This is a genomic window from Streptomyces longwoodensis (assembly GCF_001514125.1).
In the GTDB taxonomy this organism is placed as follows: domain Bacteria; phylum Actinomycetota; class Actinomycetes; order Streptomycetales; family Streptomycetaceae; genus Streptomyces; species Streptomyces longwoodensis.
This window is the reverse complement of the sequence record NZ_KQ948556.1, coordinates 42,814-65,796: the sequence shown is the minus strand read 5'-3', so window position 1 is coordinate 65,796 and position 22,983 is coordinate 42,814. Positions and strand designations below refer to the sequence as shown.

Sequence of the window (22,983 nt, the reverse complement as noted above, 5' to 3'; positions counted from 1 at the left end):
TCCGGGGACGTCTCCCGTCCGCTCAGCCGCCCCGGACCACCTGGGTGATCCCGTTGATGATCTGCTGCACGGCGATGGCGGACAGCATCATGCCGGCGAGCCGGGTCACCAGCACGACCCCGCCGTCCTTGATGACGCGGATGATCAGCAGTGAGTAGCGCATCACCAGCCACAGCACCACGTGGATGGCGAGGATCGCCGACCACACCGAGACCTGGGTGGTGACGGAGTCCGCCTTCTGCACGGCGAGGATCACCGAGACGATCGCGCCGGGCCCGGCCAGCAGCGGCATCCCCAGCGGGACGAGCGCCACGTTGACGTCCTTGGTCTGCTTGGGCTCGTCGGTCTTGCCGGTCAGCAGGTCCAGCGCGATCAGCAGGAGCAGCAGCCCGCCCGCGATCATCAGCGCGGGCACGGAGACGTGCAGGTAGTCCAGGATCTGGTGGCCCAGCAGCCCGAAGACGGTGATGACACCGCCCGCCACGCAGACGGCCTGCAGGGCCATCCGCTTCTGCGTCCGGCCGGGACGCCCGGCGGTCAGCGCCAGGAAGATCGGGGTGATCCCCGGGGGATCCATGATGACGAAGAGGGTCAGGAACAGGGAGCCGAAGACGGCGACGTCGAACATTGAGGGTGCCTTGCGGAACGGAGCCGCCCGCCCGGGAACCGGGAGGACGTGCGGGCACGCCCGGCGGCACCGGGTACGGGGAAGCGGAGAGGGAGGGGAAACAGAAGGGGGTGGGAGGACCGGAAGGAGTCCGGGCGGCTCAGATTCCGCCCGCGCCCGGGACGGGGAACGCCCCCGTGGCGCGGCGGGTGATCTCCCCGTACACCTCGGGGTCGGTGGTGTACTCGCCGAGCGCGACGGTCTTGCGGCTGCCGTGGTAGTCCGAGGAGCCGGTGACCAACAGCCCCAGGTCCGCGGCGAGTCCGCGCAAGCGGGCGCGGGTGTCCGCGTCGTGGTCCAGGTGGTCGACCTCGATGCCGTCCAGGCCGGCCGCGGCCAGCTCGGCGATCGCGGACTCCGGCACCGTGCGGCCCCGCTTGCCGGCCCCGGGGTGCGCGAACACGGCGACCCCGCCGGCGCCCTTGACCAGGCGGATCGCCTCGAACGGGTCGGTCTCGTGCTTGGCGACGTAGGCCCGCCCGCCGTCGGCCAGCCACTCCTCGGTGAAGGCATCGCTCACGGTCGGGACGACGCCCAGCTCGACGAGCGCGGACGCCACGTGCGGACGGCCGACCGAGCCGTCGCCGGCGATCCGGGCGACCTGATCCCAGGTGACCGGCACGCCGAGCTCGTTGAGCTTGGCCACCATGCCCCGGGCCCGCGGCACCCGGTCGTCGCGCACCAGCTCGCGCTCGGCGAGCAGGGCGGGCTCCTCGGGGTCGAAGAGGTAGGCCAGCAGGTGCATCGAGACGCCGTCCAGCCGGCAGGACAGCTCGGCACCGGTGACCAGGGTGAGCCCGGCGGGCAGCGCGGCGATCGCCTCGGCGTGCCCGCGAGTGGTGTCGTGATCGGTCAGCGCGACGACGTCCAGACCGGCCGCCGACGCGTTCCGCACCAGCTCGGCCGGGCTGTCCGTACCGTCGGACGCGGTGGAGTGGCAGTGCAGGTCGATACGCACGACACGAACTCCAGACGGTCACGAACGAAAGGGAACGCCCAAGGATAACCGCCCACGAGACCCCCCTGTCACACCCACACCCCCACAGCGCCCCCTACAATTCCCGGCCGGGCGTCCCCACCTCAGGGGCGCGACGAACTGCGCGACCAGCCCTCCACCCCCCGCACCCGCCGACGCACCCACCCCAACCACCCCTCAGGCGCACCACCCCCACCGCACCCCCAGCCCACCCACCCCTCACGGCTCGAGCAAGCGCGGCGACAACGCTCCGCAGGGCACCAGGTCCACCTCCGCCCCCGCGTCCCGCAGGTCCGTCAGCACCAGCTCCTCGTACAGCAGCAGCCCCGACTGCTCGGGCCAGACCACCGCCCACAGCCACAGCCCGCGGGCCTCGCCGGCGAAGACCGCGCGGTCGGCGGGGCCGTCGGAGACGTGCCACAGCGGGGTGGGCCGGCCGGCGGCCAGCACCTTGGTCTGGGGAGGCTTCTCGACGTCCAGGTGGGGGCCGGGGTCCGGGCCGTCCATGCCGGCGTAGTGCGCGCCGAGCCCGACACCGAGTTCCTCGGCGACCAGGATCAGCTCGCCCATGCCGCCGAGCGGTCCGGGGCCCGAGCAGGCGACGGCGGTCGCGCGGCCCCCACTGCGGTCGTCACCGGCGTAGGCCACGCCCGTGAACAGCCAGCCGACCGGCAGCGGCCAGGGCATCCACACCGGCACCCGGGTCCGGGCCACGACCACGCCCAGGGCCTCGACACTGGGCGGTATCACGGGCTGCAGCGGATGCACCGTCCCGTGCGCGTCGCACTGCCAGGAGTCGGAGAAGAGGCCGGGAGCCCTGACCCGGCCACCACACTTCGGGCAACTGGGTTCGCCCCTCATAGGCCCCCACGGTCCTACCCGGACCCGCCCACGTCAAGGACGATCACCCGTCCGGACCGCCCGCCACCAGGGGAAAGTAGATGCATCTTGCATTAATTAGCATGGCTAACGTACTATGTGTAAACACCAACCATCTGTCGCAACCGGACGGGAGCAACCATGGCCACAGGAGGTACCGGGACCTCGGACCCCTTCGACGCCGGAGCGGGCGGCATCCTGCGCCAGCCCAAGGCGGTGTGGGCCACGGCCGGCGCATCGGTCGTCGCCTTCATGGGCATCGGGCTCGTCGACCCGATCCTGCCGTCCATCGCCCAGGGCCTGCGTGCCACGCCCAGCCAGGTCTCCCTGCTGTTCACCTCCTACTTCCTGATCACCGCGATCGCGATGCTGGTCACCGGCTTCGTGTCCAGCCGTGTCGGCGGGCGCAAGACCCTGCTGCTCGGCCTCGCCCTCGTGGTGGTCTTCGCCGGCCTGGCCGGCACCTCCGACACGGTCGGCCAGCTCGTCGGCTACCGCGCGGGCTGGGGGCTCGGCAACGCCCTCTTCGTCTCGACGGCCCTCGCGGTGATCGTCGGCGCGGCGGCCGGCGGCAGCGCGGCGGCGATCCTGCTCTACGAGTCCGCCCTCGGGCTCGGCATGGCCTGCGGGCCGCTGCTCGGCGCGCTGCTCGGCGACGCCAGCTGGCGCTACCCGTTCTTCGGCACGGCCTTCCTGATGGCGGTCGGGTTCCTGTGCATCGCGGTGTTCCTGAAGGAGCAGCCGAGGCCCGCCCGGAAGACCTCGCTGCTCGACCCGCTCAAGGCGCTCGGCCACGGCGGCCTGGCCTCGGCGGCCGTCTCGGCGTTCTTCTACAACTACACGTTCTTCACCGTGCTGGCCTTCACCCCGTTCGTGCTGAACATGACCCCGTACAAGTCGGGTGCCGTGTTCTTCGCCTGGGGCGTGCTGCTCGCCGTATTCTCGGTGCTCGTCGCGCCGCGCCTGCAGGAGCGGTTCGGCTCGCTGAAGGTGCTCGGCGGCTCGCTGGTGCTGCTCGCGGCCGACGTGCTGGCGCTCGGCCTCGGCGACCACACCACGGCCGTGGTGTGCACGATCCTGTCCGGCGCCTTCATCGGCGTGAACAACACCGTGTACACCGAACTGGCCCTCGGCGTGTCGGACGCGCCGCGCCCGGTGGCGAGCGCCGGCTACAACTTCGTGCGCTGGTTCGCGGCCGCCGCGGCGCCCTACCTCGCGCCGAAGATCGAGGAGTGGACCGACCTGCGCATGCCGTTCGTGGTGGCGGCGGTCACGGCCGTCCTCGGCGCGCTGGTGGTCGTCGTACGGCGCCGGGCCCTCACCCACCGGGCCGAGGAGCTCGAGCCGCGGCACGCGAGCGAGGACGGGGTGGCCGTCTTCGCCAACTGACGCCGTCCGGGCGCCGGTTGGTGAGCTTGCTCACCCGGTGGGTGCGGAACCGTTCAGTCCAGCGGGACGGACCTGCGGGAGGGATCCCGCAGGTCCGTCCCGTGCGTCAGCCAGCGCTCCTGGAGGGCCTGGGCGCCGTGCACGCGCTTCCAGGCGGCCTCGTTCGGCGTCATCGGCAGCAGCGGCAGGAAGCGCACCGGGTCCGCCGGCGCGTCGAGTTCGAGGTCCTCGACCAGGCCGCCCGGCTCGGCCACCAGCACCGAGGTGAACGGGGCGCCGGGCCACAGCGGCCCGCCCACGTCGAGGGAGGCGCCGGGAGCCACGACCAGCCCTTCGACCTGCGGGGACGCGCCGAGCACGGCGAGCGGGCGGAGCACCTTGTCGGTGTCGGCGCCGGTACCCGCGCGCACCGAGAGGACCAGCTCGGCGCGCGGCCCCGCGACCGGGTCGGCGACCATCGCCGTGGGGTCCGTCATGGGGTGCGCGGACATGCCGAGGGTGGCGTACCGGACGATGTCCCCCTCGTGGAAGCGGAGCACCTCGATGCGGTCGGTGCCGAGGAAGGTGACCGCCGCGCGCGCGTCCGGCTCGCCCAGCGCGGTGCGCAACCGGGCCTCGACCAGAGGAAGAACATCAGCCATGCGGCGAGCATAGAACTCGTCAGTGCCGGGCAAAGCAGCGCCTTGACACTTCGGACGACTGCTACTCTTGCCCGGTGGTTCGGGGCAGCACGTGTAAGCGTCGCGATCTAGCCCCGACGCCGATGGAACTCCCTTACGAGGGACCGGCCGGAGGAGGTGGGGCTGTCATGGATCGAAGTCGACCGTGCAGTACCACTCGCTCTTCCGCCCGCTGAATAGCCGATCTCGCTCTGGCTGGCTGCCACCCCTCACGTTCGCGTGTGTGTGTCTGGCGCATCTTCGGAAGAGCACTTCGTTTCGTTTCACCCGATCTGTCTGATCTGCATCAGAAGTCGAATCCAGCAGCGAAGCCCCTCACCGCGACGGAGCGGTGCTCCCCGCTTTGTGGACGTGCCAAACATCCGCAGCACGGACGTCCTCATTCCGGGTAGTTCCACCCGTCGGCGGAAGGCCTCGCCGCCCGATGCGAAGGAGCCTGCCCATGTCGATGATCCGCGACCTGCGCGCCGTCGTCCGCCCGTCCCGCCCCTCGCTGCGCAAGAGCGCCGTACGCCCGGACGGCGGCACCTACGACACCACGCGCGACCCCGCGACCCCTTCGGCCGTGGTCGACTGCGCGGTCTACCGCGACGGCGCCCGCGTGGAGACCGACGCCCCGCTGGCCCCGCACGAGGCGATGCGCAGGGTGCGGCGCGACGGCGGCTTCGTCTGGATCGGCCTGCACGAGCCGACGGAGGCCGAATTCGCGGGCATCGCCTCGGAGTTCGGGCTGCACCCGCTGGCCGTGGAGGACGCCGTCCAGGCCCACCAGCGGCCCAAGCTGGAGCGCTACGACGACTCGCTGTTCACCGTGTTCAAGACGGTCCACTACGTCGAGCACGACGAACTCACCGCCACCAGCGAGGTCGTGGAGACCGGCGAGGTCATGTGCTTCACCGGGCGGGACTTCTTCATCACCGTCCGGCACGGCGGGCAGGGCTCCCTGCGCGCGCTGCGCCACCGCCTCCAGGACGACCCCGAGCTGCTCGCCAAGGGCCCGTCGGCCGTGCTGCACGCCATCGCCGACCACGTGGTCGACGGCTACATCGCGGTCGCCGACGCCCTCCAGGACGACATCGACGCGGTGGAGACGGACGTCTTCTCGCCCGGTCGCAAGGGCACCCCACGCGGCACCGACGCCGGGCGGATCTACCAACTCAAGCGCGAGATCCTGGAGTTCAAGCGCGCCGTGTCGCCGCTGCTGCGGCCCATGCAGCTGCTGAGCGAGCGGCCGATGCGGCTGGTCGACCCCGACATCCAGAAGTACTTCCGCGACGTCGCCGACCACCTCGCGCGCGTGCAGGAGCAGGTCGTCGGCTTCGACGAGCTGCTGAACTCCATCCTCCAGGCCAACCTCGCGCAGGCGTCCGTCGCGCAGAACGAGGACATGCGCAAGATCACCTCGTGGGCGGCGATCATCGCCGTACCGACGATGGTGTGCGGGGTCTACGGCATGAACTTCGAGCACATGCCCGAGCTGCACTGGCGCTACGGCTACCCCGTGATCATGTCGTTCACGGTGGCCATCTGCCTGGGCATCCACCGCACCCTGAAGCGCAACGGCTGGCTGTAGGGCCGCCTGGATAGGCTGGGGCCATGACCAACGAGCTGCTCGACCAGGCCCTCGTCGAGGAGGCCACCAAGAAGTCCGGCCTCGTCTGGGTCCGGCCGGAGGGCGCCGCGGCCGCGCGTGCGCTGTGGCACGTGTGGCACGAGGGCGCCGCGTGCCTGGTCGGCGACGGGCCCGGCGAACAGCCGCTGTCCGGGCTGGCCGACGGCGGCCGGGCCGAGGTGACCGTGCGCAGCAAGGACAAGGGCGGCCGGCTGGTCTCCTGGACCGCGCGGGTCGTCCAGCTCGCACCCGGCGGCGAGGCGTGGGACGCGGCGGTCGCCGAACTCAAGGGCAAGCGGCTCAACGCACCCGACGGCGAGGCGATGACCGGGCGCTGGGCCCGGGAGTGCCGCGTTGTGCGCCTGGAGCCGACGGGCAGCACGCTGCCGCTGCCCGAGGACAGCCTGGCCGCCGTTCCGGTGCCCACCCCGGCGACGACCCGCCGGCCGGCCCCGGCGGGGCTGCCACGGCTGCTGGCGCGCCGCAGGAAGCGGGCGTAGTCCTTCCCGTCCACGCGGGGCGGGCGGCAGCCGGACCGGCGGCACGCGGGCCCAGGGCCCGTCAGGACGTCGGCAGTTGGTGGCCGTAGTCCACCGTCTCGCCCTTGGCCGGTTCCGCCAGCGGGAAGTCCTCGCCCCAGGCCGAGAAGGTGAGCGTGCCCGCGCCGCCCGCGCGCACCAGGCGCAGCGGGTACGGCAGGCCCTTCAGGGACACGTCCAGGGTGCCGCCCGAGCCCTTGTCGCCGGTGATGCGGATGGTGCGCACACCGCCCTGCTCGTGGTGGCCGTCCCGCGCCAGCGTGCCGTGCAGGGTGAGCAGACCGTCGAGGAGGACGTCCTTGTCCGTGAACCCGCTGAACTTCTTGTACGAGGGGTCACCCGTCGGCACCTTCACGTACTTGCCGTCGAGCTTGTCCGCGGCGGCCGCGTCGGTGCCCTGGTCGTCGCCCTTGCCGTCCTCGTGCTTCCAGAAGCCCGCGTCGGCCTTCAGGTACAGCTGTTCGCCGATGCGCAGCAGCTGAAAGGTGGCCCCTTGGGAGGTGACCGAGCCGGTGCCGCCGCCGGACTTCAGGCGCATGTCGAGCCGGTACGTGCGCCCGCTGGTGACCACCGTCCCCGCGAGCCGCACCGCGTCGGCCGAGCCGGCGGCCGCCTTGGTCCTCGCCTGGATCCGCTCGGCCGGCAGCTTGCCGACCCCGTTGGTGCCCGCGTCCGGGTCCTCGCTGCACCCCGCCACCAGCGGGCCTGCCGCGACCAGGACGCACACGGCGCCCACCAGCGCGGTCCGACGGGTACGGCCGTGGCGCATCGCAGTCACAGACGCAGCTGCCTTTCCATGGGGATCTCCTCAGCGGCGTACGGCAGCGTACCGGGGTCGCGGGGCCCCGACGGAGCCGGTCCGTCCGGACCCCTCACCAGGGCGTATCCGATCGGGACGGGCTAGCCTGAAGCCCGCACGAACGGGCATTTGGGATAACGGCCCCCTCGTCCGCACCCGACCCCCCACCCCCTCCCGCACCCGCCCCCCCGTCCCCCACCGTCCCGCCCCCGCCCCCTCACCCCGGCAAGCGAAGGAAGCATCGTCATGGCAGCCGGCGCCCCCCGGATCTTCGTCTCGCACCTCTCCGGTGTCGCCGTCTTCGACCCCACCGGCGACCAGGTGGGACGGGTGCGCGACCTGGTCGTCATGCTCCGCGTCGGCCGCCGGCCGCCCAGGGTGCTCGGGCTGGTCGTCGAACTGGCCACGCGCCGCCGGATCTTCCTGCCCATGACCCGCGTGACCGGCATCGAGTCCGGCCAGGTCATCACCACCGGCGTGCTCAACGTCCGCCGCTTCGAGCAACGGCCCACGGAACGGCTGGTCTTCGGCGAACTGCTGGACCGGCGCGTGACCCTCGCCGACACCGGCGAGGAGGTCACCGTGCTCGACCTGTCGGTGCAGCAACTGCCCGCCCGCCGGGACTGGGAGATCGACCGGGTGTTCGTGCGCAAGGGCCGCAAGGGCGGCGCCTTCCGCCGCGCCAAGGGCGAGACGCTGACCGTGGAGTGGTCGGCCGTCACGGGCTTCTCCGTGGACGAGCACGGACAGGGCGCGGAGAACCTGCTCGCCACCTTCGAGCAGCTGCGCCCCGCCGACCTGGCCAACGTCCTGCACCACCTGTCCGCCAAGCGCCGCGCCGAGGTCGCCGCGGCCCTCGACGACGACCGGCTGGCCGACGTCCTGGAGGAGCTGCCGGAGGACGACCAGATCGAGATCCTCGGCAAGCTGAAGGAGGAGCGCGCGGCGGACGTCCTGGAGGCGATGGACCCGGACGACGCGGCCGACCTGCTCGCCGAGCTCCCGGAGGACGACCAGGAGCGGCTGCTGAGCCTGATGCAGCCCGACGACGCGGCCGACATGCGGCGTCTGATGTCGTACGAGGAGCACACGGCCGGCGGTCTGATGACGACCGAGCCGATCGTGCTGCGCCCGGACGCCACCGTCGCCGACGCCCTGGCCCGGGTGCGCAACCGCGACCTGTCCCCCGCGCTCGCCGCCCAGGTCTACGTGTGCCGGCCGCCCGACGAGACGCCGACCGGCAAGTACCTCGGCACGGTGCACTTCCAGCGGCTGCTGCGGGACCCGCCGTACACCCTGGTCGGCTCGATCATCGACGACGACCTCCAGCCGCTGGACCCGGACGCGGCGCTGCCCGTCGTCGCCGGGTTCTTCGCGACGTACGACATGGTCGCGGCGCCCGTCGTCGACGAGGCGGGCTCGCTGCTGGGCGCGGTGACGGTGGACGACGTGCTGGACCACATGCTGCCGGAGGACTGGCGGGAGACGGAGTTCCACCTGGAGGAGGACCCCGCGGACCCCGGGAACCCCGCGGACACCGGGGACGGGCGGGACCCGGCCGACGAGGAGCGGATGGGCGTGGAGCGTGGCGAAGGGGGTGGTCCGCGTGGTGCCTGAGCGCGAGGGCGGGCGCGAGGGGCGCGCGACGGCGTCCGGCGGCCGCGAGCGTGCGCCGTCCGGGGCGACCGCCACCACGCGTCCGCGGGCCCGGCTGGACCAGCCGCGCCCGCCGCGGCGGCGGCTGCTGCCCGAGTGGGACCCGGAGGCGTTCGGGCGGCTCTCGGAGCGCATCGCCCGCTTCCTGGGCACAGGGCGGTTCATCGTCTGGATGACGGTGGTGATCATCCTGTGGGTCGTGTGGAACGTGTTCGCCCCGCAGTCCCTGCGCTTCGACCAGTACCCGTTCATCTTCCTGACGCTGATGCTGTCCCTGCAGGCGTCCTACGCGGCGCCGCTGATCCTGCTCGCGCAGAACCGGCAGGACGACCGCGACCGGGTCAACCTCGAACAGGACCGCAAGCAGAACGAGCGGTCGATCGCGGACACCGAGTACCTCACCCGCGAGATCGCCGCCCTGCGCATCGGACTGGGCGAGGTGGCGACGCGCGACTGGATGCGCTCGGAACTGCAGGACCTGCTGAAGGAACTGGAGGACCGGCGCGACGGCCACGGACATGCCGTATTCCCGGCAGAACGGTCGGCCGTACGTGACGCAGACGACCGCTGAGGGGCATCCCTAAGGCCCCTCCGGTCGCCGTACCATCGTCCCTATGGCTAGCGAAGACGCGGTGCGCGAAGCACTGGCGACGGTGAACGACCCCGAGATCAACCGGCCCATCACCGAGCTCGGGATGGTCAAATCGGTGGAGATCGGCGCGGACGGGGCGGTCGCGGTCACCGTGTACCTGACGGTCTCCGGCTGCCCCATGCGCGACACGATCACCCAGCGCGTGACCGAGGCGGTCTCCCGCGTCGAGGGCGTCACCCGCGTCGACGTCACGCTCGACGTGATGAGCGACGAGCAGCGCAAGGAGCTGGCGGCGGCCCTGCGCGGCGGCCAGACCGAGCGCGAGGTGCCCTTCGCCAAGCCCGGCAGCCTCACCCGCGTCTACGCCGTCGCCTCCGGCAAGGGCGGCGTCGGCAAGTCCTCGGTCACGGTGAACCTCGCGGCGGCCATGGCGGCCGACGGCCTGAAGGTGGGCGTCGTCGACGCCGACATCTACGGCCACTCGGTGCCGCGGATGCTGGGCGCCGACGGCCGCCCGACCCAGGTCGAGAACATGATCATGCCGCCGTCGGCGAACGGCGTGAAGGTCATCTCGATCGGCATGTTCACCCCGGGCAACGCGCCGGTCGTCTGGCGCGGCCCGATGCTGCACCGCGCGCTCCAGCAGTTCCTGGCGGACGTGTACTGGGGCGACCTGGACGTGCTGCTGCTGGACCTGCCGCCCGGCACCGGCGACATCGCGATCTCCGTCGCGCAGCTCGTCCCGAACGCCGAGATCCTGGTCGTCACGACGCCCCAGCAGGCGGCGGCCGAGGTGGCCGAGCGGGCCGGTTCCATCGCCGTGCAGACCCACCAGAAGATCGTCGGCGTGGTCGAGAACATGTCCGGCCTGCCGTGTCCGCACTGCGGCGAGATGGTCGACGTCTTCGGCACGGGCGGCGGCCAGACGGTCGCGGACGGCCTCACCCGCACCACGGGCGCCACGGTCCCGGTCCTCGGCAGCATCCCCATCGACGTCCGCCTGCGCGAGGGCGGCGACGAGGGCAAGCCGGTCGTCCTGACCGACCCGGACAGCCCGGCGGGCGCGGCCCTGCGCGGCATCGCCGGCAAGCTGGGCGGCCGCCAACGCGGCCTGTCCGGCCTGTCGTTGGGGATCACCCCGAGGAACAAGTTCTAGCCGCCACGCACCGCGGCCGACGAAGGGGCGCCGGATTCGACCGGCGCCCCTTTCTCGTGCCCTGCCCGGCTCTCAGGCTTCCCGTGCGCCGCCCGGCTCTCAGGCGTACGCCGTGATGTCCTTGATCATCGCGAAGCCGAGGCCGTACGCGCTCATGCCCCGCCCGTACGCCCCCACGTGCACGCCCTCCTGCGTGGAACCGGCGAGCACCCAGCCGAACTCCGACTCGCGGTAGTGGAACGGCGTCGGCACCCCGTCCACCGGCAGGGAGAGCGTGGACCACTCCGGGCCGCCGAGGTCGTCGGCCAGCTCCCACGCCGTCTCCGTCTGCTGGTCCAGCCAGTCGTCCCGCAGGCTGTGGTCCATCTGGCCGGGCCAGGTGTAGGACAGCAGCCCCACGCCCGCCAGCCAGGCCGCCGACGACACGGTGGTGGCCTCCAGCAGGCCCGTGCCGTCCGCGCTGCGCCGGGACGGGTTCGCCGCGACGGTCACGACCACCGCGAACTTCCCCCGGTCCTCCCCCGCCGTCTCGTGCCGCACCGAGGGCTCGTCGCCGTGTCCGACGGACCCGTGCTCGACGGCCCCGTCGGCCGCCGTCCCCACCTGCATCAGCCAGCGCGGCCCCGTGAAGGCCTCGTCGAGGCCGTACCAGGGGAAGGGCGCCTCGAGGTAGCCGTCGACCGTGCGCCGGGCGGAGGGGACGTGCTGTGCGCCCTCCGCGGCCGGCGCCTGTGCGACTGCCCGACTCGTCGTCTCCATGTGCCCCGACGCCTCCTTGCTCCGGGCGGACCGGTCCGGCCCGCCCCCCTTCGGGCGGCTCTACTCCTTGAAGTACGGTCCGCACAACAACTCGGCAGCATATCCACCTCGCCCCGGACAGCCGGGAAAGCGCCCGGCGCGTGGGCCTTCCGGATGCCCGCTGGGGGCCCTGCGAGGGGTCCCGGGGGTATGAAACGCGTCACGTACGCCCCCTGACCCGGTGTCCGGGAGGGGGCGTACGAGGGAAGTGCGCGGGCGCGTCGGGCGCGGCCGGTGTCGGCGGCGTCAGGTGGCGTCGGGGTCGAACGCCGGGCGCTCGTCGCGGCCCGGGTCCTCGGGCTTCTTGGTCATGTCGAGGCGGCCACCGGAGGACCCGGAGGTGCCCGGGTCGGCGTCCCGGCTGTGCACGGCGTCCGTGACCTCGGCCATCTCCTTCTTCAGGTCGAAGCCGTTGCGGATCTCCTTCAGCCCCAGCTCTTCGTTGTCCAGCTGCTTGCGCAGGAACGTCTTGGGGTTGAGGTCCTCGAACTCGAAGTCCTTGAACTCCGGCCCGAGTTCCTGCCGGATGTCCTGCTTGGCGCTCTCGGAGAACTCACGGATCTTCCGGATCGTGCGCATCACGTCCTGGATGACCTTGGGGAGCTTGTCCGGACCGAAGACGAGCACGGCCAGGACGACGATCGTCACCAGCTCGAGCGGTCCTATGTCATTGAACACCTGAAGCTCCTTGCGAAGTCCGCGGTCCTCGGCCCTCGGGGTGTGCTGCGGGTCGTCCGTGGGTCCGGGCCGGGTCCACGGTACCTGTCGCACCTGTCCGACCGGTACTGCCCCGGGGGCTCCGCGTGCGCCGGTCCGGGCGGATTTCCGCGTTGTTTGCCCGGCGGGCCGCGTGGCGACCACCGGCCTGTGAGGTTGCCGTCACTTCGAGGAACCCAGGACCAGCGAGAGGGTCCGCTCCGCGCCGCCGCGCTCGACCGTGAGCTCCAGGCGGTCGCCGGGACGGTGGGCGCGGGTCCTGACGATCAGCTCCTCACCCGAGTGGACGCGCTGCCCGTCGACCTCGGTGATGACGTCCCCGGCGCGCAGACCGGCCCGGGCACCGGGGCCGCCCGGGGTGACCGGGGAGGCGTCGCCGTCGGCGGCGGTGCCGACGCGGGCGCCGTCGCCCGACCAGCCCATGTCGAGGGTGATCCCGATGACGGGGTGGGTGGCCCGGCCGGTGTTGATCAGCTCCTCGGCGACGCGCTTGCCCTGGTTCACGGGGATGGCGAAGCCCAGTCCGATGGACCCCGCCTGGCCCGTGTCCGCGCCGGTGCCGGCCCCGGCCGACCGGATGGCGGAGTTGATGCCGATGACCCGGCCCCGCCGGTCCAGCAGGGGGCCGCCGGAGTTGCCGGGGTTGATGGGCGCGTCGGTCTGCAGCGCGTCCACGTACGACACGTCGCTCGCGTCGGCACCGTCGCCGCCGGCGGTGATGGGCCGCTCCTTGGCGCTGATGATGCCGGAGGTGACCGTGCCCTCCAGGTCGAAGGGGGCGCCGATGGCGACGACCGGGTCGCCGACCTGGACGTCGTCGGAGTTGCCCAGGGGCAGCGGGGTGAGGCCCTTGACCCCGGTGACCCGGACGACGGCGAGGTCGTAGCCGCTGTCCCGGCCGACGACCTCCGCCGTGGCGGTCTGGCCGCCGTTGAAGACCACCGTTATGGCGCCGTCGCCGCCGGCGGGCTGGACGACGTGGTTGTTGGTGAGGATGTGGCCCTGCTCGTCGAGCACGAAGCCGGTGCCGGTGCCGGACTCCTCGCTGCCGGTGACGTGCAGGGTCACCACGCTGGGCAGGGCCCGAGCGGCGATCCCCGCGACGCTGTCGGGGGCGCGTCCGCTGGGCGCGGCGCTGGGCTGCGGCAGCTCGACCGCGCCGATACCGCCGTTGCGCTCCAGCTGCGCCCCGACGACACCCCCGGCGAGCCCGGAGACCAGCGCGAGCAGCAGCGCCCCGCCGGCCAGCCCCCGCCGCACCCGCCGGCGCCGCTGCACGTCACCGACCACCCCGGCCCCGGCCTGCTGGAGGGGGCCGGCGGCAGCCCTGGCCCAGGGGTCGTAGCGGTGCCAGGGGTCGGCGGGGGGTGCGGGCGGATCGGCCGGGGAGGTGGGGTCGGGGACGGGGGGTGGCGGGGAGGCGGAGGCGGGGCCGGGGGTCACGGGAGGCTCGGACGGAGAGGCGAGGCCCGACGCCGCGTGAGGCGCGGCCGCGGAGGCCCCTGTCGAGAGGCGTTCGGCCGCGGAGACAGGTGCCGCGAGGGGGTCGGACACGGCGGCCGGTGTCACGGCGGGCTCGGCGGCGGAGGCGGGTCCGGCTACCACGGGAGACTCGGCCGGCAAGGCGGGCCCTGGCGCCGCTACGGCGCTGTCTCCCGCGTCGGGGGCCACGGCGGGGGCCGCCGGGTGCTGGACCGGCGGCGCGGGCGCCCAGGGCCCCGGCTGGCCGTAGGGCGGGGTGCTGTAGGCGTCGGGGTCGTGCAGGGGCTGGGGCCGCTCGGGGTCGGACTGCGCGTCGGACGGGTGCTGCGGCTGAGCCCGCTCCCGGGGCTGCGGCTCGGGAAGCGCGAAGTCGTCGTCCGCACCGGCAGCGCTCCCACCACTCCCCGCGGGCCGCGCCAGCTCGAAGTCCCCCGCGTCCGGGCCGTCGGAGCGGCCCGCGGAGCCGTCGTCCGAGCCGCTCCGCGCGTCATCCGCGAACCCGCCCGGCGCGCTGTCCCCCGAACCGCCCTCGGAGTCCCCGAAGTCCGCGCCCTCGGCGTCACCCTCGCGGGCGTCCCGGATCCCCGTGCCCGGCCCCCGCTCAGCCCCCACCGGCTCGCCGCCCTCCCCCTGCTCCGGTCCGTTGCGCCGCTCGCCCTCGTCCATGCTCTCCCCGCAGCCGGCCGCGGCGGCGCTCCTCGGGGCGGTGGCCGCGGCTCGTCGACAGCCGACTCCGCGCCCGGCCGGAACGGCGTGGGCGCGGTCCACCGTGGATTACATCAGGTCCGCGAGGTCAGCGCGCGGTCCGCGCGGAGGCGGGCGGCGTGGCACCGGGGGAGGTGGGGACCGGGGACGACGGCGAGGACGTCGGGGACGGCACGTCGGGGCCGACGGTCGCGGCGAACAGGTCGGACGTCGCCGGCTGCGGCGTTGCGGGCGTCCAGGACGTCAGCGTGACGGGCGTGGCCACGCCCAGCGGACGTATCAGCGGGGACATGGCCGCCGCGCCGGCCACCACGGGCGTGGTGAACCGCTGCCGGGGGGTCGACGGGGCCGGCACACCGGGGAGCAGCGGCGCGGACACCTCGGTCGGGGCGACCGGGGCGTCGCCGAGCAGGCCCTGCCCGGTCTGGGCGAACAGCGGGCCGGCGCTGCGGCGGCGCTGGCCCTCGGGGGCCGTGGCCGTGCCGGACGCCGCGGTGCGGGCCGGTGTGACGTTGCTGCCGGTGCCGGAGCCGCCGCGGGCGTCCGCGGTCGTGTCGAAGGGGCTGCCGCCGGTCATGCCGCCCAGGGCGATCGCGGCCAGCGAGACCGCTCCGGCGGCCACGAAGGCGATCCGCATGCCCCGGGAGCGCTCGGTCTCGCCGCGGCCCACGGGGTGGATGCGGAAGCCGCGCCCGCCGGGGTCGGAGCCCAGCACGGAGCCGTGGTCGCGCGCGGCGTAGGCGAGGCCGAAGGGCTCACCCCGCCTCACGCCGAAGACCCCGAGGGCCGGGGAGGAGCCGGCGCCGGGGAGGCGGGCGCCGAGCCCTCCCCCGCCGAAGGGGGTGCCGTCGCCGTCCGGGTCACCTCCCGCGGGGAGGCCCTGGAGGCGGGCCAGGAAGCTCTCGGAGGGCGCCGGCGGGGCGACGGCCGCGAAGACGTCCTTCAGACGGCGCTGCGCGTCCACCTCCGCCTTGCACTTCGGGCAGGTGGCCACGTGCGCCAGTACGCGCTCGCGCGCGTCATGACCGAGCTCGCCGTCCACCAGGGCGGAGAGTCGGTCTCCCAGGTGCTGCTCTGCGAGGTGTCCCTCGGCAGGGTCCGGCCGTGTTCCACTCACGCGGGCGCGCCCCCTCCCCTCAGAGCGGGCACGCGGGGCACGAAGGAGCGGCGCCCGGCGCGGGCCTCGGGCGAGCGGTGCGCGAGGGCCTTGCGCAGCTGGGAGCGCCCGCGGTGGATCCGCGAGCGGACCGTGCCGAGCTTGACGCCGAGGGTCGCGGCGATCTCCTCGTAGGACAGGCCCTCGATGTCGCACAGGACGACGGCCGCGCGGAACTCGGGCGCGAGGGTGTCCAGGGCCTGCTGGACGTCGGCGTCGAAGTGCGCGTCGTTGAAGACCTGCTGCGGGGTCGGCTCCTTGCTGGCGAGCCGCTCGGCGGCGTCCTCGCCGAGGGCGTCGAAGCGGATGCGCTGCTTGCGGCGGACCATGTCCAGGAAGAGGTTGGTGGTGATCCGGTGCAGCCAGCCCTCGAAGGTGCCGGGCGAGTAGGTCGACAGGGAGCGAAAGACCCGGACGAAGACCTCCTGGGTGAGGTCCTCGGCGTCGTGCTGGTTGCCCGTCAGCCGGTAGGCGAGGCGGTAGACACGGGCGCTGTGCGTGCTGACGATCTCCTCCCAGGTGGGCGGAGTCCAGGCCTGCCCGTCCGCGTCGGTGGCGAAGGTCGCGGTCGGGAGCCTGCCGGAGGCAGGGCCGGCGGGGCCGGCGGCGTGGCTCGGGTCAGCAGCGGTGTCGGTCACGGATCTCGGCCTGCCCGCCGATCCGAGGAGGCGCCGCAGCGCTCCTCCGCGATCCACAGGCGTGGCCGCACCTCCCCTGTCAGCTCTGGTGGTGTCCAGTGGAGCCCCTACCATAGCCACCTCGCCCGTTAGGACCGGATAAGCGGTTTTACGAGAATTTGATCTGGGCTGACACGGCTCATGCGGCTGCGTCAGCAGTTGCTCGCCGGCCCGCTCCCCGTCGTGATCCAACTGTGTCCCCCCGCGGTCGTTCCCACCCCTTCAAACGCCCGGTCCCATCTGCGGGTTCCCGACGCCAACGGATACAGTCACGCCGAGGCAACCGCGGGGACAGGAGAGGGTCATTACCGGCAACCGGCAGACGAGCTGGGCGTTCGCCGACGCCTATGTCGCCGAGGACGACGCACTGCGCTGGGCCCGCGACCGGGCCCGTGAGGCGGGGCTGCGCTCGGTGACGCCCGGCACGGGCGCCGCGCTGCGTCTGCTCGCCGCCTCCGTGGACGCCAAGGCCGTCGCGGAGATCGGTACGGGCACCGGTGTCTCCGGCATCCACCTGCTGCACGGGATGCGCCCGGACGGCGTGCTGACGACCGTGGACCCCGAGCCGGAGCACCAGCAGTTCGCCCGGCAGGCGTTCCGCGCCTCGGGCTTCGCCAGCAACCGGGCCCGCTTCATCCCGGGCCGCGCGCTGGACGTGCTGCCCCGTCTCGCCGACGCCGGCTACGACCTCGTCTTCTGCGACGGCGACCGGCTGGAGCTCCTGGACTACCTCGCTGAATCGTTGCGCCTGCTGCGGCCGGGCGGCCTGGTGGTGTTCGAGGGCGTCTTCGCCAACGGGCGCACGGTGGACTCGGGACCCCAGCCCACCGAGGTCATACGCATCCGGGAGCTGCTGCGCGCGGTGCGCGAGAGCCAGGAGCTGGTGCCGTCGCTGCTGCCGGTCGGCGACGGCCTGCTGTGCGCGGTCAAGCGCTGAGCAGCCGGGGAAAAGCCGAGCAGTCGCGGGAAAGCCGAGCAGCGGGAAAAGGGGAAAAGCAGTCCCCCCGGCACCGCACTGCGATGCCGGGGGGACTGGAAGGGTAGGGTCGCTCCCGCGTCAGCCGACGACCTTCTTGAGGGCGTCGCCGAGGGCGTCGGCCTCGTCCGGGGTCAGCTCTACGACGAGCCGACCGCCGCCTTCGAGCGGAACGCGCATGACGATGCCCCGCCCCTCCTTGGTCACCTCGAGCGGGCCGTCGCCCGTCCGCGGCTTCATGGCCGCCATGCTCGTTCCCCTTCCTGAAACCAGCTCATCGCCAAAGCCGACGGCCCCTTGAAGGGCACGCGCAGTCCAGCGGGACCCGCGACACCGGCATCGAACACATTGCTTCCCAGCCATTATCCCGCATCTCAGGACCCGATGACCAACATCGGTCGGCATCGCTTGGGCAACGCGCGCGAGCAAAACCACTCAATTCGGCGATGTGACTGCGATACTTCGCGCCCGGCACCGAGATACGCCGTTCGGGAACCGGTGCCGGACCCCGCCGGCTTCTTTGACGCAGCTCACACGTCCGGTCCGGTCCCGGGGCCGGGAACTCCGTCATGCTGTCCTTCAGACGACGACGTACTGAGCGGTACGTCAGTGCCGCCACACGGAGGGACTCCCATGGCCGACACCGTGCTCCACGAGGTGAGCGACGGACTCGCGACGATCACCCTGAACCGCCCCGAGGCGATGAACGCGCTGAACGTCGCGGCCAAGGTGGCCCTGCGGGACGCGCTGCGCTCCGCCGCGGAGGACAGCTCCGTACGGGCCGTGCTGCTGACCGCGGCCGGGGACCGGGCGTTCTGCGTGGGCCAGGACCTCAAGGAGCACATCGGGCTGCTGGCGGCCGACCGGGAGACCGGGTCGGGGCAGACGATGAGCACGGTGCGCGAGCACTACAACCCGATCGTGCGGGCCGTGACCGAGATGGCCAAGCCCGTGGTCGCGGCGGTGAACGGCGTGGCCGCCGGGGCCGGGTTCGGGTTCGCGCTGGCCGCGGACTACCGGGTGGTCGCGGACACGGCGGCCTTCACCACCTCGTTCGCCGGGGTGGCCCTGACCGCCGACTCGGGCGTCTCCTGGACGCTGCCCCGGGTCGTGGGTCCCTCGCGCGCGACCGACCTGCTGCTGTTCCCGCGCTCGATCACCGCGCAGGAGGCGTACGAGCTGGGCATCGCCAACCGGCTGGTGCCGGCCGCGGAGCTGCGCGCGGAGGCCGAGAAGGTCGCGCGGAAGCTGGCCGAGGGGCCGACGGTGGCGTACGCGGCGCTGAAGGAGTCGGTGCGCTTCGGCCTGTCGCACTCCCTCGCCGAGACGCTGGAGAAGGAGGACGAGCTCCAGACCCGCGCCGGGCGCTCCGAGGACCACGCGATCGCCGTCCAGGCCTTCGTGAACAAGGAGAAGCCGAAGTACCTGGGCCGCTAGCCCGCCCTCCCTGCCCTCCCGCGGGCGCCGCTAGCCGCGCCCGCGGGCCACGCAGGTCTCCAGGTGGTCGTCCACCAGGCCGCACGCCTGCATCAGGGCGTAGGCCGTGGTGGGGCCGACGAAGCGCAGGCCGCGTTTCTTCAGGGCCTTGGACAGGGCCGTGGACTCCGGGGTGATCGCGGGGACGTCCGCCAGGGTCTTCGGGACCGGACGGCCCGAGGGGTCGGGCGCGTGGGACCAGATCAGCTCGTCCAGCTCGCCCGGGGCCCAGTCGGCGAGCACGCGCGCGTTGGCGAGCGTGGCGTCGATCTTGGCGCCGTTGCGGATGATGCCCGGGTCGGCGAGGAGCCGCGCGCGGTCCTCGTCGGTGAAGGCGGCCACCGCCGCGATCTTGAAGTCGGCGAAGGCGGCGCGGAACCCGGCGCGGCGGCGCAGGATGGTGATCCAGGACAGGCCGGACTGGAAGGCCTCCAGACTGACCCGCTCGAACAGGGCGTCGTCGCCGTGGACCGGGCGGCCCCACTCCTCGTCGTGGTACGTCACGTAGTCGGGCGTGGACAGCGCCCACGGGCAGCGGGCCGCACCGTCCGGGCCGGTCAGGGCGGCTCCCTCACTCACCGGTCCTCCTGCGGGGCGGGCTTCTCGACGGACACCCCGGGCGCGGCGTGGGACGCCGGGGCCTGCGCGCCCGCCAGGGCGGACTCCAGGTCGGCGATCCGGGCGTCGCGCTCGGCGAGTTCCGCGGCGAGGCGGTTGAGGGCGTCGTCGACGTCCGCCATGCGGTAGCCGCGGGCGGCGAGCGGGAAGCGCAGGGCGTCGACGTCCGCGCGCGTGACCGGGCGCTCGGGCGGCAGGGGGTCGTGCAGCCGCTGCGGCGCGCTCTCCGGCAGCGGTCCGCTGCCCTCGCCGCCGCCCACCACGGCGAGGGTGACCGCGGCGACCACGACGGCGAGCGCGACGACCAGGAAGAAGAACATAACCATCGGTGCGTCCCCACGCTCGGTTGCTCGAACGATGTGTCCGAAGACGGAAGTCTTGAGGGTCCGATCGTGCCATGCGGGTGTGACGGTTAGGGTCGCAGGCGGCGGAAGTCAGGCACGTACCGGGAGGGGTCACAGCGGATGCTCAGGCTGGGCAGGCGGGAATTCGGCACCCACGAGCCGGTCGTCATGGCCATCGTGAACCGGACGCCGGACTCCTTCTACGACCGGGGTGCCACGTTCCACGACGAGCCGGCCCTCGCGCGCGTGGAGCAGGCCGTGGCGGAGGGCGCGGCGATCATCGACATCGGCGGGGTGAAGGCGGGGCCGGGCGAGGAGGTCTCCGCCGAGGAGGAGGCGCGACGCACGGTCGGCTTCGTGGCGGAGGTGCGGCGCAGGTTCCCGGACGTGGTGATCAGCGTGGACACCTGGCGGGCGTCGGTCGGCGAGGCGGTCTGCGCGGCCGGGGCCGACCTGCTGAACGACGCGTGGGGCGGGGTGGACCCGGGCCTCGCCGAGGTCGCCGCGCGCCACGGGGTGGGGCTGGTGTGCACGCACGCGGGCGGCGCGCAGCCGCGGACCCGGCCGCACCGGGTGACGTACGAGGACGTCATGGCCGACGTGCTGCGGGTGACCGTGGGGCTGGCGGAGCGGGCGGTGGCCCTCGGGGTGCCGCGGGAGTCCGTGCTGATCGACCCCGGGCACGACTTCGGGAAGAACACCCGGCACAGCCTGGAGGCGACGCGTCGGCTCGGCGAGATGGTGGAGACCGGCTGGCCGGTGCTGGTGTCGCTGTCCAACAAGGACTTCGTCGGGGAGACGCTGGACCGGCCGGTGAAGGAGCGGGTGATCGGGACGCTGGCGACCACGGCGGTGTCGGCCTGGCTCGGCGCGCAGGTGTACCGGGTGCACGAGGTCGCCGAGACCCGGCAGGTGCTGGACATGGTGGCGTCGATCGCGGGCCACCGCGCACCCGCCGTGGCCCGCCGCGGCCTGGCCTGATCCGGGCCGCGACGGGGACGAGCGCCGACCCCGTGACGCCGGGGTGGTCCGAAAGACCTAGCGGCCCGCCTCCTTCGAGACCAGGGCCACCGCCTCCTCCACGTCGTCCGTGACGTGGAAGAGCAGCAGGTCCTTGTCCGAGGCCTTGCCCTGGGCGACCAGGGTGTTCTTCAGCCAGTCCACCAGCCCGCCCCAGTAGGCGCTGCCGAACAGCACGATCGGGAAGCGGGTGACCTTCTGGGTCTGGACCAGGGTCAGCGCCTCGAAGAGCTCGTCGAGCGTGCCGAGTCCGCCGGGCAGGACCACGAAGCCCTGCGCGTACTTGACGAACATCATCTTGCGCACGAAGAAGTAGCGGAAGTTGAGCCCGATGTCGACGTAGGGGTTGAGGCCCTGCTCGAAGGGGAGCTCGATGCCGAGGCCCACGGAGGTGCCGCCGGCCTCGGAGGCGCCCTTGTTGGCGGCCTCCATGGCGCCGGGGCCGCCGCCGGTGATCACGGCCCAGCCCGCCTCGACCAGCCCCCGGCCGAGACGGACGCCGGCCTCGTACTCCGGTGAGTCGGCCGGGGTCCGGGCGGAGCCGAAGACGCTGATCGCGGGCGGGAGTTCGGCGAGCGTGCCGAAGCCCTCGATGAACTCCGACTGGATGCGCAGCACGCGCCAGGGGTCGGTGTGCACCCAGTCGGTGGGGGCGCGCTCGTCCAGCAGCCGCTGGTCCGTCGTACTGGCGGTCACCTGGCTCCGCCGTCGGAGGACCGGTCCGAGGCGCTGCTCGTCCGGCGGCTGCTTCTTCCCCTCGGGATTGCCGGTAGGCATGTCCGCTCCCTCCGCTCTCGGGGTCTCCCCGCCCTTCGGTGGGGCCGACGGGCGGGGAAGGCTGTTCCGCCTCAGCGTAGATCGCGCCGGGTTACGGGCGGGGGACTTCGGCGTGTCGGGCCCGGGCCCCGGTCAGCCAGTGCCGCAGGCGCTCCTCCGCGGCGAGGATCTTCGCCGTGTCGACGCGTTCGTCCCGCTTGTGCGCCAGGTGCGGGTTGCCGGGACCGTAGTTGACCGCCGGGACGCCGAGCGCGGAGAAGCGGGAGACGTCCGTCCAGCCGAACTTGGGCTGCGGGGTGCCGCCGACGGCCTCGATGAACGCGGCCGCGGCCGGGTGGGACAGGCCGGGCAGCGCGCCGGGGCTGTGGTCGTCGACGGTGAACTCCTCGACGCCGCAGTCGGCGAACACCTCGCGCACGTGCCGGACGGCCTCCTCCTCGCTGCGGTCGGGCGCGTAGCGGAAGTTGACGGTGACGACGCACTCGTCCGGGATGACGTTGCCGGCCACGCCGCCGGAGATGCCGACGGCGTTGAGGCCCTCGCGGTACTCCAGGCCGTCGATGACGGGCCGGCGCGGCTCGTAGGAGGCGAGGCGGGCGAGGATCGGGGCGGCGGCGTGGACGGCGTTGGAGCCCATCCAGCCGCGCGCGGAGTGGGCGCGCTCGCCCTGGGTGCGCAGCTTGACCCGCAGGGTGCCCTGGCAGCCGCCCTCCACCTGGCCGTCGGAGGGTTCGAGGAGCACCGCGAAGTCGCCGGCCAGCCACTCGGGGCGGGCCTCGGCGACGTGCCGCAGGCCGTTCAGCTCGGCGGCGACCTCCTCGTTGTCGTAGAAGACGAAGGTCAGGTCGCGGTCGGGGGCGGGGACGGTGGCCGCGATGCGCAGCTGGACGGCGACGCCGGACTTCATGTCGCAGGTGCCGCAGCCCCACAGGACGCCGTCCTCGTCGAGCCGCGAGGGGACGTTGTCCGCGATGGGGACGGTGTCGATGTGGCCGGCGAGGATGACCCGCTGCGCCCGCCCCAGCGTGGTGCGGGCGACGACGTTGTTGCCGTACCGGTCGACCGTGAGGTGCGGCAGGGCGCGCAGGGCGGTCTCGATCGCGTCCGCGAGCGGCTTCTCGGTGCCGCTCTCCGACGGGAAGTCGACGAGCCGCGCGGTGAGGGCGGCGGCGTCCAGCGTGAGGTCAAGCGGGGTGTCGGCCATGCCGCCGACCCTAACGCGCGGGGCGCCCGCCGTGCCGTCCCACCCGCCTCCGGGGACTCCTCCTTCCCCTTACTCTCCAGTACCTTGT

General features: G+C 73.2%; 24 protein-coding genes. 9 read left to right on the top strand and 15 right to left on the bottom strand.

Features of this window, described 5'->3' with window-relative positions; all coding sequences use genetic code 11:
* Positions 1-22: 22 nt before the first annotated feature.
* The 3 genes from AQJ30_RS21875 to AQJ30_RS21865 form a co-directional block, all read right to left on the bottom strand.
* The gene (locus AQJ30_RS21875) at positions 23-628 is read right to left on the bottom strand and encodes a MarC family protein (protein ID WP_067236738.1); all 606 of its coding nucleotides are present in this window, start codon (positions 626-628) and stop codon (positions 23-25) included.
* Positions 629-767: 139 nt separating this feature from the next.
* On the bottom strand, positions 768-1,625 hold the full coding sequence (locus tag AQJ30_RS21870) for a PHP domain-containing protein (RefSeq protein WP_067236736.1): 858 nt from the start codon (positions 1,623-1,625) through the stop codon (positions 768-770).
* 237 nt (positions 1,626-1,862) lie between these two features.
* A complete protein-coding gene (locus tag AQJ30_RS21865) occupies positions 1,863-2,504 on the bottom strand; it encodes a DUF6758 family protein (protein ID WP_067236734.1) in 642 nt (213 codons plus the stop codon).
* Between the two features lie 159 nt (positions 2,505-2,663).
* Between AQJ30_RS21865 and AQJ30_RS21860 the strand changes: the two genes are divergently transcribed.
* A complete protein-coding gene (locus AQJ30_RS21860; protein ID WP_067236731.1) occupies positions 2,664-3,911 on the top strand; it encodes an MFS transporter in 1,248 nt (415 codons plus the stop codon).
* 53 nt (positions 3,912-3,964) lie between these two features.
* On the opposite strand, the gene AQJ30_RS21855 is transcribed toward AQJ30_RS21860, so the two are convergent.
* Entirely contained in the window at positions 3,965-4,552 is a 588-nt protein-coding gene (locus AQJ30_RS21855; RefSeq protein WP_067236729.1) for a suppressor of fused domain protein, read from the bottom strand.
* A gap of 481 nt (positions 4,553-5,033) precedes the next feature.
* On the opposite strand from AQJ30_RS21855, the gene AQJ30_RS21850 reads away from it, so the two are divergent.
* The gene (locus tag AQJ30_RS21850; RefSeq protein WP_067236726.1) at positions 5,034-6,164 is read left to right on the top strand and encodes a magnesium and cobalt transport protein CorA; all 1,131 of its coding nucleotides are present in this window, start codon (positions 5,034-5,036) and stop codon (positions 6,162-6,164) included.
* A gap of 23 nt (positions 6,165-6,187) precedes the next feature.
* Positions 6,188-6,703, top strand: a complete 516-nt coding sequence (locus AQJ30_RS21845) for a hypothetical protein (protein ID WP_067236723.1) — start codon at positions 6,188-6,190, stop codon at positions 6,701-6,703.
* 61 nt (positions 6,704-6,764) lie between these two features.
* Here AQJ30_RS21845 and AQJ30_RS21840 read toward each other — a convergent pair whose 3' ends face one another.
* Entirely contained in the window at positions 6,765-7,511 is a 747-nt protein-coding gene (locus AQJ30_RS21840) for a hypothetical protein (protein ID WP_067236720.1), read from the bottom strand.
* A gap of 276 nt (positions 7,512-7,787) precedes the next feature.
* Here AQJ30_RS21840 and AQJ30_RS21835 point away from each other — a divergent pair, with 276 nt between their 5' ends.
* From AQJ30_RS21835 to AQJ30_RS21825, 3 genes are read left to right on the top strand one after another with little or no spacing between them, the layout of a single operon-like run.
* On the top strand, positions 7,788-9,158 hold the full coding sequence (locus AQJ30_RS21835; RefSeq protein ID WP_079084183.1) for a magnesium transporter MgtE N-terminal domain-containing protein: 1,371 nt from the start codon (positions 7,788-7,790) through the stop codon (positions 9,156-9,158).
* Entirely contained in the window at positions 9,148-9,768 is a 621-nt protein-coding gene (locus AQJ30_RS21830) for a DUF1003 domain-containing protein (RefSeq protein WP_067237296.1), read from the top strand. The genes AQJ30_RS21835 and AQJ30_RS21830 overlap by 11 nt, the downstream gene beginning before the upstream one ends.
* A 43-nt stretch (positions 9,769-9,811) precedes the next feature.
* Positions 9,812-10,945 (top strand): Mrp/NBP35 family ATP-binding protein, encoded by a 1,134-nt coding sequence (locus AQJ30_RS21825; protein ID WP_067236718.1) that lies wholly within the window; start codon positions 9,812-9,814, stop codon positions 10,943-10,945.
* Between the two features lie 99 nt (positions 10,946-11,044).
* Here AQJ30_RS21825 and AQJ30_RS21820 read toward each other — a convergent pair whose 3' ends face one another.
* The 5 genes from AQJ30_RS21820 to sigE form a co-directional block, all read right to left on the bottom strand.
* Positions 11,045-11,704, bottom strand: a complete 660-nt coding sequence (locus AQJ30_RS21820; RefSeq protein WP_067236716.1) for a hypothetical protein — start codon at positions 11,702-11,704, stop codon at positions 11,045-11,047.
* 285 nt (positions 11,705-11,989) lie between these two features.
* A complete protein-coding gene (locus AQJ30_RS21815; RefSeq protein WP_067236714.1) occupies positions 11,990-12,421 on the bottom strand; it encodes a sec-independent translocase in 432 nt (143 codons plus the stop codon).
* 201 nt (positions 12,422-12,622) lie between these two features.
* Positions 12,623-14,608: a S1C family serine protease gene (locus tag AQJ30_RS21810; protein ID WP_079084182.1), complete on the bottom strand. Its 1,986-nt coding sequence runs from the start codon at positions 14,606-14,608 to the stop codon at positions 12,623-12,625.
* Between the two features lie 127 nt (positions 14,609-14,735).
* Positions 14,736-15,764, bottom strand: coding sequence for an anti-sigma factor family protein (locus AQJ30_RS21805; RefSeq protein ID WP_067236712.1), 1,029 nt, complete (start codon positions 15,762-15,764; stop codon positions 14,736-14,738).
* On the bottom strand, positions 15,761-16,555 hold the full coding sequence (gene sigE / locus AQJ30_RS21800; RefSeq protein WP_211279058.1) for an RNA polymerase sigma factor SigE: 795 nt from the start codon (positions 16,553-16,555) through the stop codon (positions 15,761-15,763). Before sigE ends, AQJ30_RS21805 begins: the two co-directional genes overlap by 4 nt.
* 163 nt (positions 16,556-16,718) lie before the next feature.
* Between sigE and AQJ30_RS21795 the strand changes: the two genes are divergently transcribed.
* Positions 16,719-17,417 (top strand): O-methyltransferase, encoded by a 699-nt coding sequence (locus AQJ30_RS21795; protein WP_079084181.1) that lies wholly within the window; start codon positions 16,719-16,721, stop codon positions 17,415-17,417.
* 120 nt (positions 17,418-17,537) lie between these two features.
* Here the strand turns inward: AQJ30_RS21795 and AQJ30_RS37070 are convergent, their stop codons facing one another.
* Positions 17,538-17,705 carry a DUF3117 domain-containing protein gene (locus AQJ30_RS37070; protein ID WP_003966491.1) on the bottom strand — a complete coding sequence of 56 codons (168 nt, stop codon included), beginning with the start codon at positions 17,703-17,705 and terminating at the stop codon, positions 17,538-17,540.
* 384 nt (positions 17,706-18,089) lie between these two features.
* On the opposite strand from AQJ30_RS37070, the gene chcB reads away from it, so the two are divergent.
* Positions 18,090-18,893 (top strand): 2-cyclohexenylcarbonyl CoA isomerase, encoded by an 804-nt coding sequence (chcB, locus tag AQJ30_RS21790; RefSeq protein WP_067236705.1) that lies wholly within the window; start codon positions 18,090-18,092, stop codon positions 18,891-18,893.
* 30 nt (positions 18,894-18,923) lie between these two features.
* Here chcB and AQJ30_RS21785 read toward each other — a convergent pair whose 3' ends face one another.
* Entirely contained in the window at positions 18,924-19,511 is a 588-nt protein-coding gene (locus AQJ30_RS21785) for a DNA-3-methyladenine glycosylase I (protein ID WP_067236702.1), read from the bottom strand.
* Positions 19,508-19,870, bottom strand: a complete 363-nt coding sequence (locus AQJ30_RS21780) for a DivIVA domain-containing protein (protein WP_211279064.1) — start codon at positions 19,868-19,870, stop codon at positions 19,508-19,510. Before AQJ30_RS21780 ends, AQJ30_RS21785 begins: the two co-directional genes overlap by 4 nt.
* Before the next feature lie 144 nt (positions 19,871-20,014).
* Here AQJ30_RS21780 and folP point away from each other — a divergent pair, with 144 nt between their 5' ends.
* Complete coding sequence (gene folP / locus AQJ30_RS21775) at positions 20,015-20,875, top strand: dihydropteroate synthase (protein WP_067236696.1); 861 nt, start codon at positions 20,015-20,017, stop codon at positions 20,873-20,875.
* Positions 20,876-20,932: 57 nt separating this feature from the next.
* Here folP and AQJ30_RS21770 read toward each other — a convergent pair whose 3' ends face one another.
* Complete coding sequence (locus AQJ30_RS21770; protein ID WP_067236693.1) at positions 20,933-21,691, bottom strand: LOG family protein; 759 nt, start codon at positions 21,689-21,691, stop codon at positions 20,933-20,935.
* 91 nt (positions 21,692-21,782) lie between these two features.
* A complete protein-coding gene (gene dapE / locus AQJ30_RS21765) occupies positions 21,783-22,895 on the bottom strand; it encodes a succinyl-diaminopimelate desuccinylase (protein WP_067236691.1) in 1,113 nt (370 codons plus the stop codon).
* Positions 22,896-22,983 lie beyond the last annotated feature (88 nt).

Coding starts and splice junctions, on each gene's coding strand:
- AQJ30_RS21820 (WP_067236716.1), bottom strand. CDS start 11,704: ATGGAGACGACGAGTCGGGCAGTCGCACAGGCGCCGGCCGCGGAGGGC.
- sigE (WP_211279058.1), bottom strand. CDS start 16,555: ATGGTAGGGGCTCCACTGGACACCACCAGAGCTGACAGGGGAGGTGCG.
- AQJ30_RS21865 (WP_067236734.1), bottom strand. CDS start 2,504: ATGAGGGGCGAACCCAGTTGCCCGAAGTGTGGTGGCCGGGTCAGGGCT.
- AQJ30_RS21840 (WP_067236720.1), bottom strand. CDS start 7,511: ATGCGCCACGGCCGTACCCGTCGGACCGCGCTGGTGGGCGCCGTGTGC.
- AQJ30_RS21810 (WP_079084182.1), bottom strand. CDS start 14,608: ATGGACGAGGGCGAGCGGCGCAACGGACCGGAGCAGGGGGAGGGCGGC.
- dapE (WP_067236691.1), bottom strand. CDS start 22,895: ATGGCCGACACCCCGCTTGACCTCACGCTGGACGCCGCCGCCCTCACC.
- AQJ30_RS37070 (WP_003966491.1), bottom strand. CDS start 17,705: ATGGCGGCCATGAAGCCGCGGACGGGCGACGGCCCGCTCGAGGTGACC.
- AQJ30_RS21825 (WP_067236718.1), top strand. CDS start 9,812: ATGGCTAGCGAAGACGCGGTGCGCGAAGCACTGGCGACGGTGAACGAC.
- folP (WP_067236696.1), top strand. CDS start 20,015: ATGCTCAGGCTGGGCAGGCGGGAATTCGGCACCCACGAGCCGGTCGTC.
- AQJ30_RS21835 (WP_079084183.1), top strand. CDS start 7,788: ATGGCAGCCGGCGCCCCCCGGATCTTCGTCTCGCACCTCTCCGGTGTC.
- AQJ30_RS21770 (WP_067236693.1), bottom strand. CDS start 21,691: ATGCCTACCGGCAATCCCGAGGGGAAGAAGCAGCCGCCGGACGAGCAG.
- AQJ30_RS21860 (WP_067236731.1), top strand. CDS start 2,664: ATGGCCACAGGAGGTACCGGGACCTCGGACCCCTTCGACGCCGGAGCG.
- AQJ30_RS21845 (WP_067236723.1), top strand. CDS start 6,188: ATGACCAACGAGCTGCTCGACCAGGCCCTCGTCGAGGAGGCCACCAAG.
- chcB (WP_067236705.1), top strand. CDS start 18,090: ATGGCCGACACCGTGCTCCACGAGGTGAGCGACGGACTCGCGACGATC.
- AQJ30_RS21780 (WP_211279064.1), bottom strand. CDS start 19,870: ATGTTCTTCTTCCTGGTCGTCGCGCTCGCCGTCGTGGTCGCCGCGGTC.
- AQJ30_RS21850 (WP_067236726.1), top strand. CDS start 5,034: ATGTCGATGATCCGCGACCTGCGCGCCGTCGTCCGCCCGTCCCGCCCC.
- AQJ30_RS21855 (WP_067236729.1), bottom strand. CDS start 4,552: ATGGCTGATGTTCTTCCTCTGGTCGAGGCCCGGTTGCGCACCGCGCTG.
- AQJ30_RS21875 (WP_067236738.1), bottom strand. CDS start 628: ATGTTCGACGTCGCCGTCTTCGGCTCCCTGTTCCTGACCCTCTTCGTC.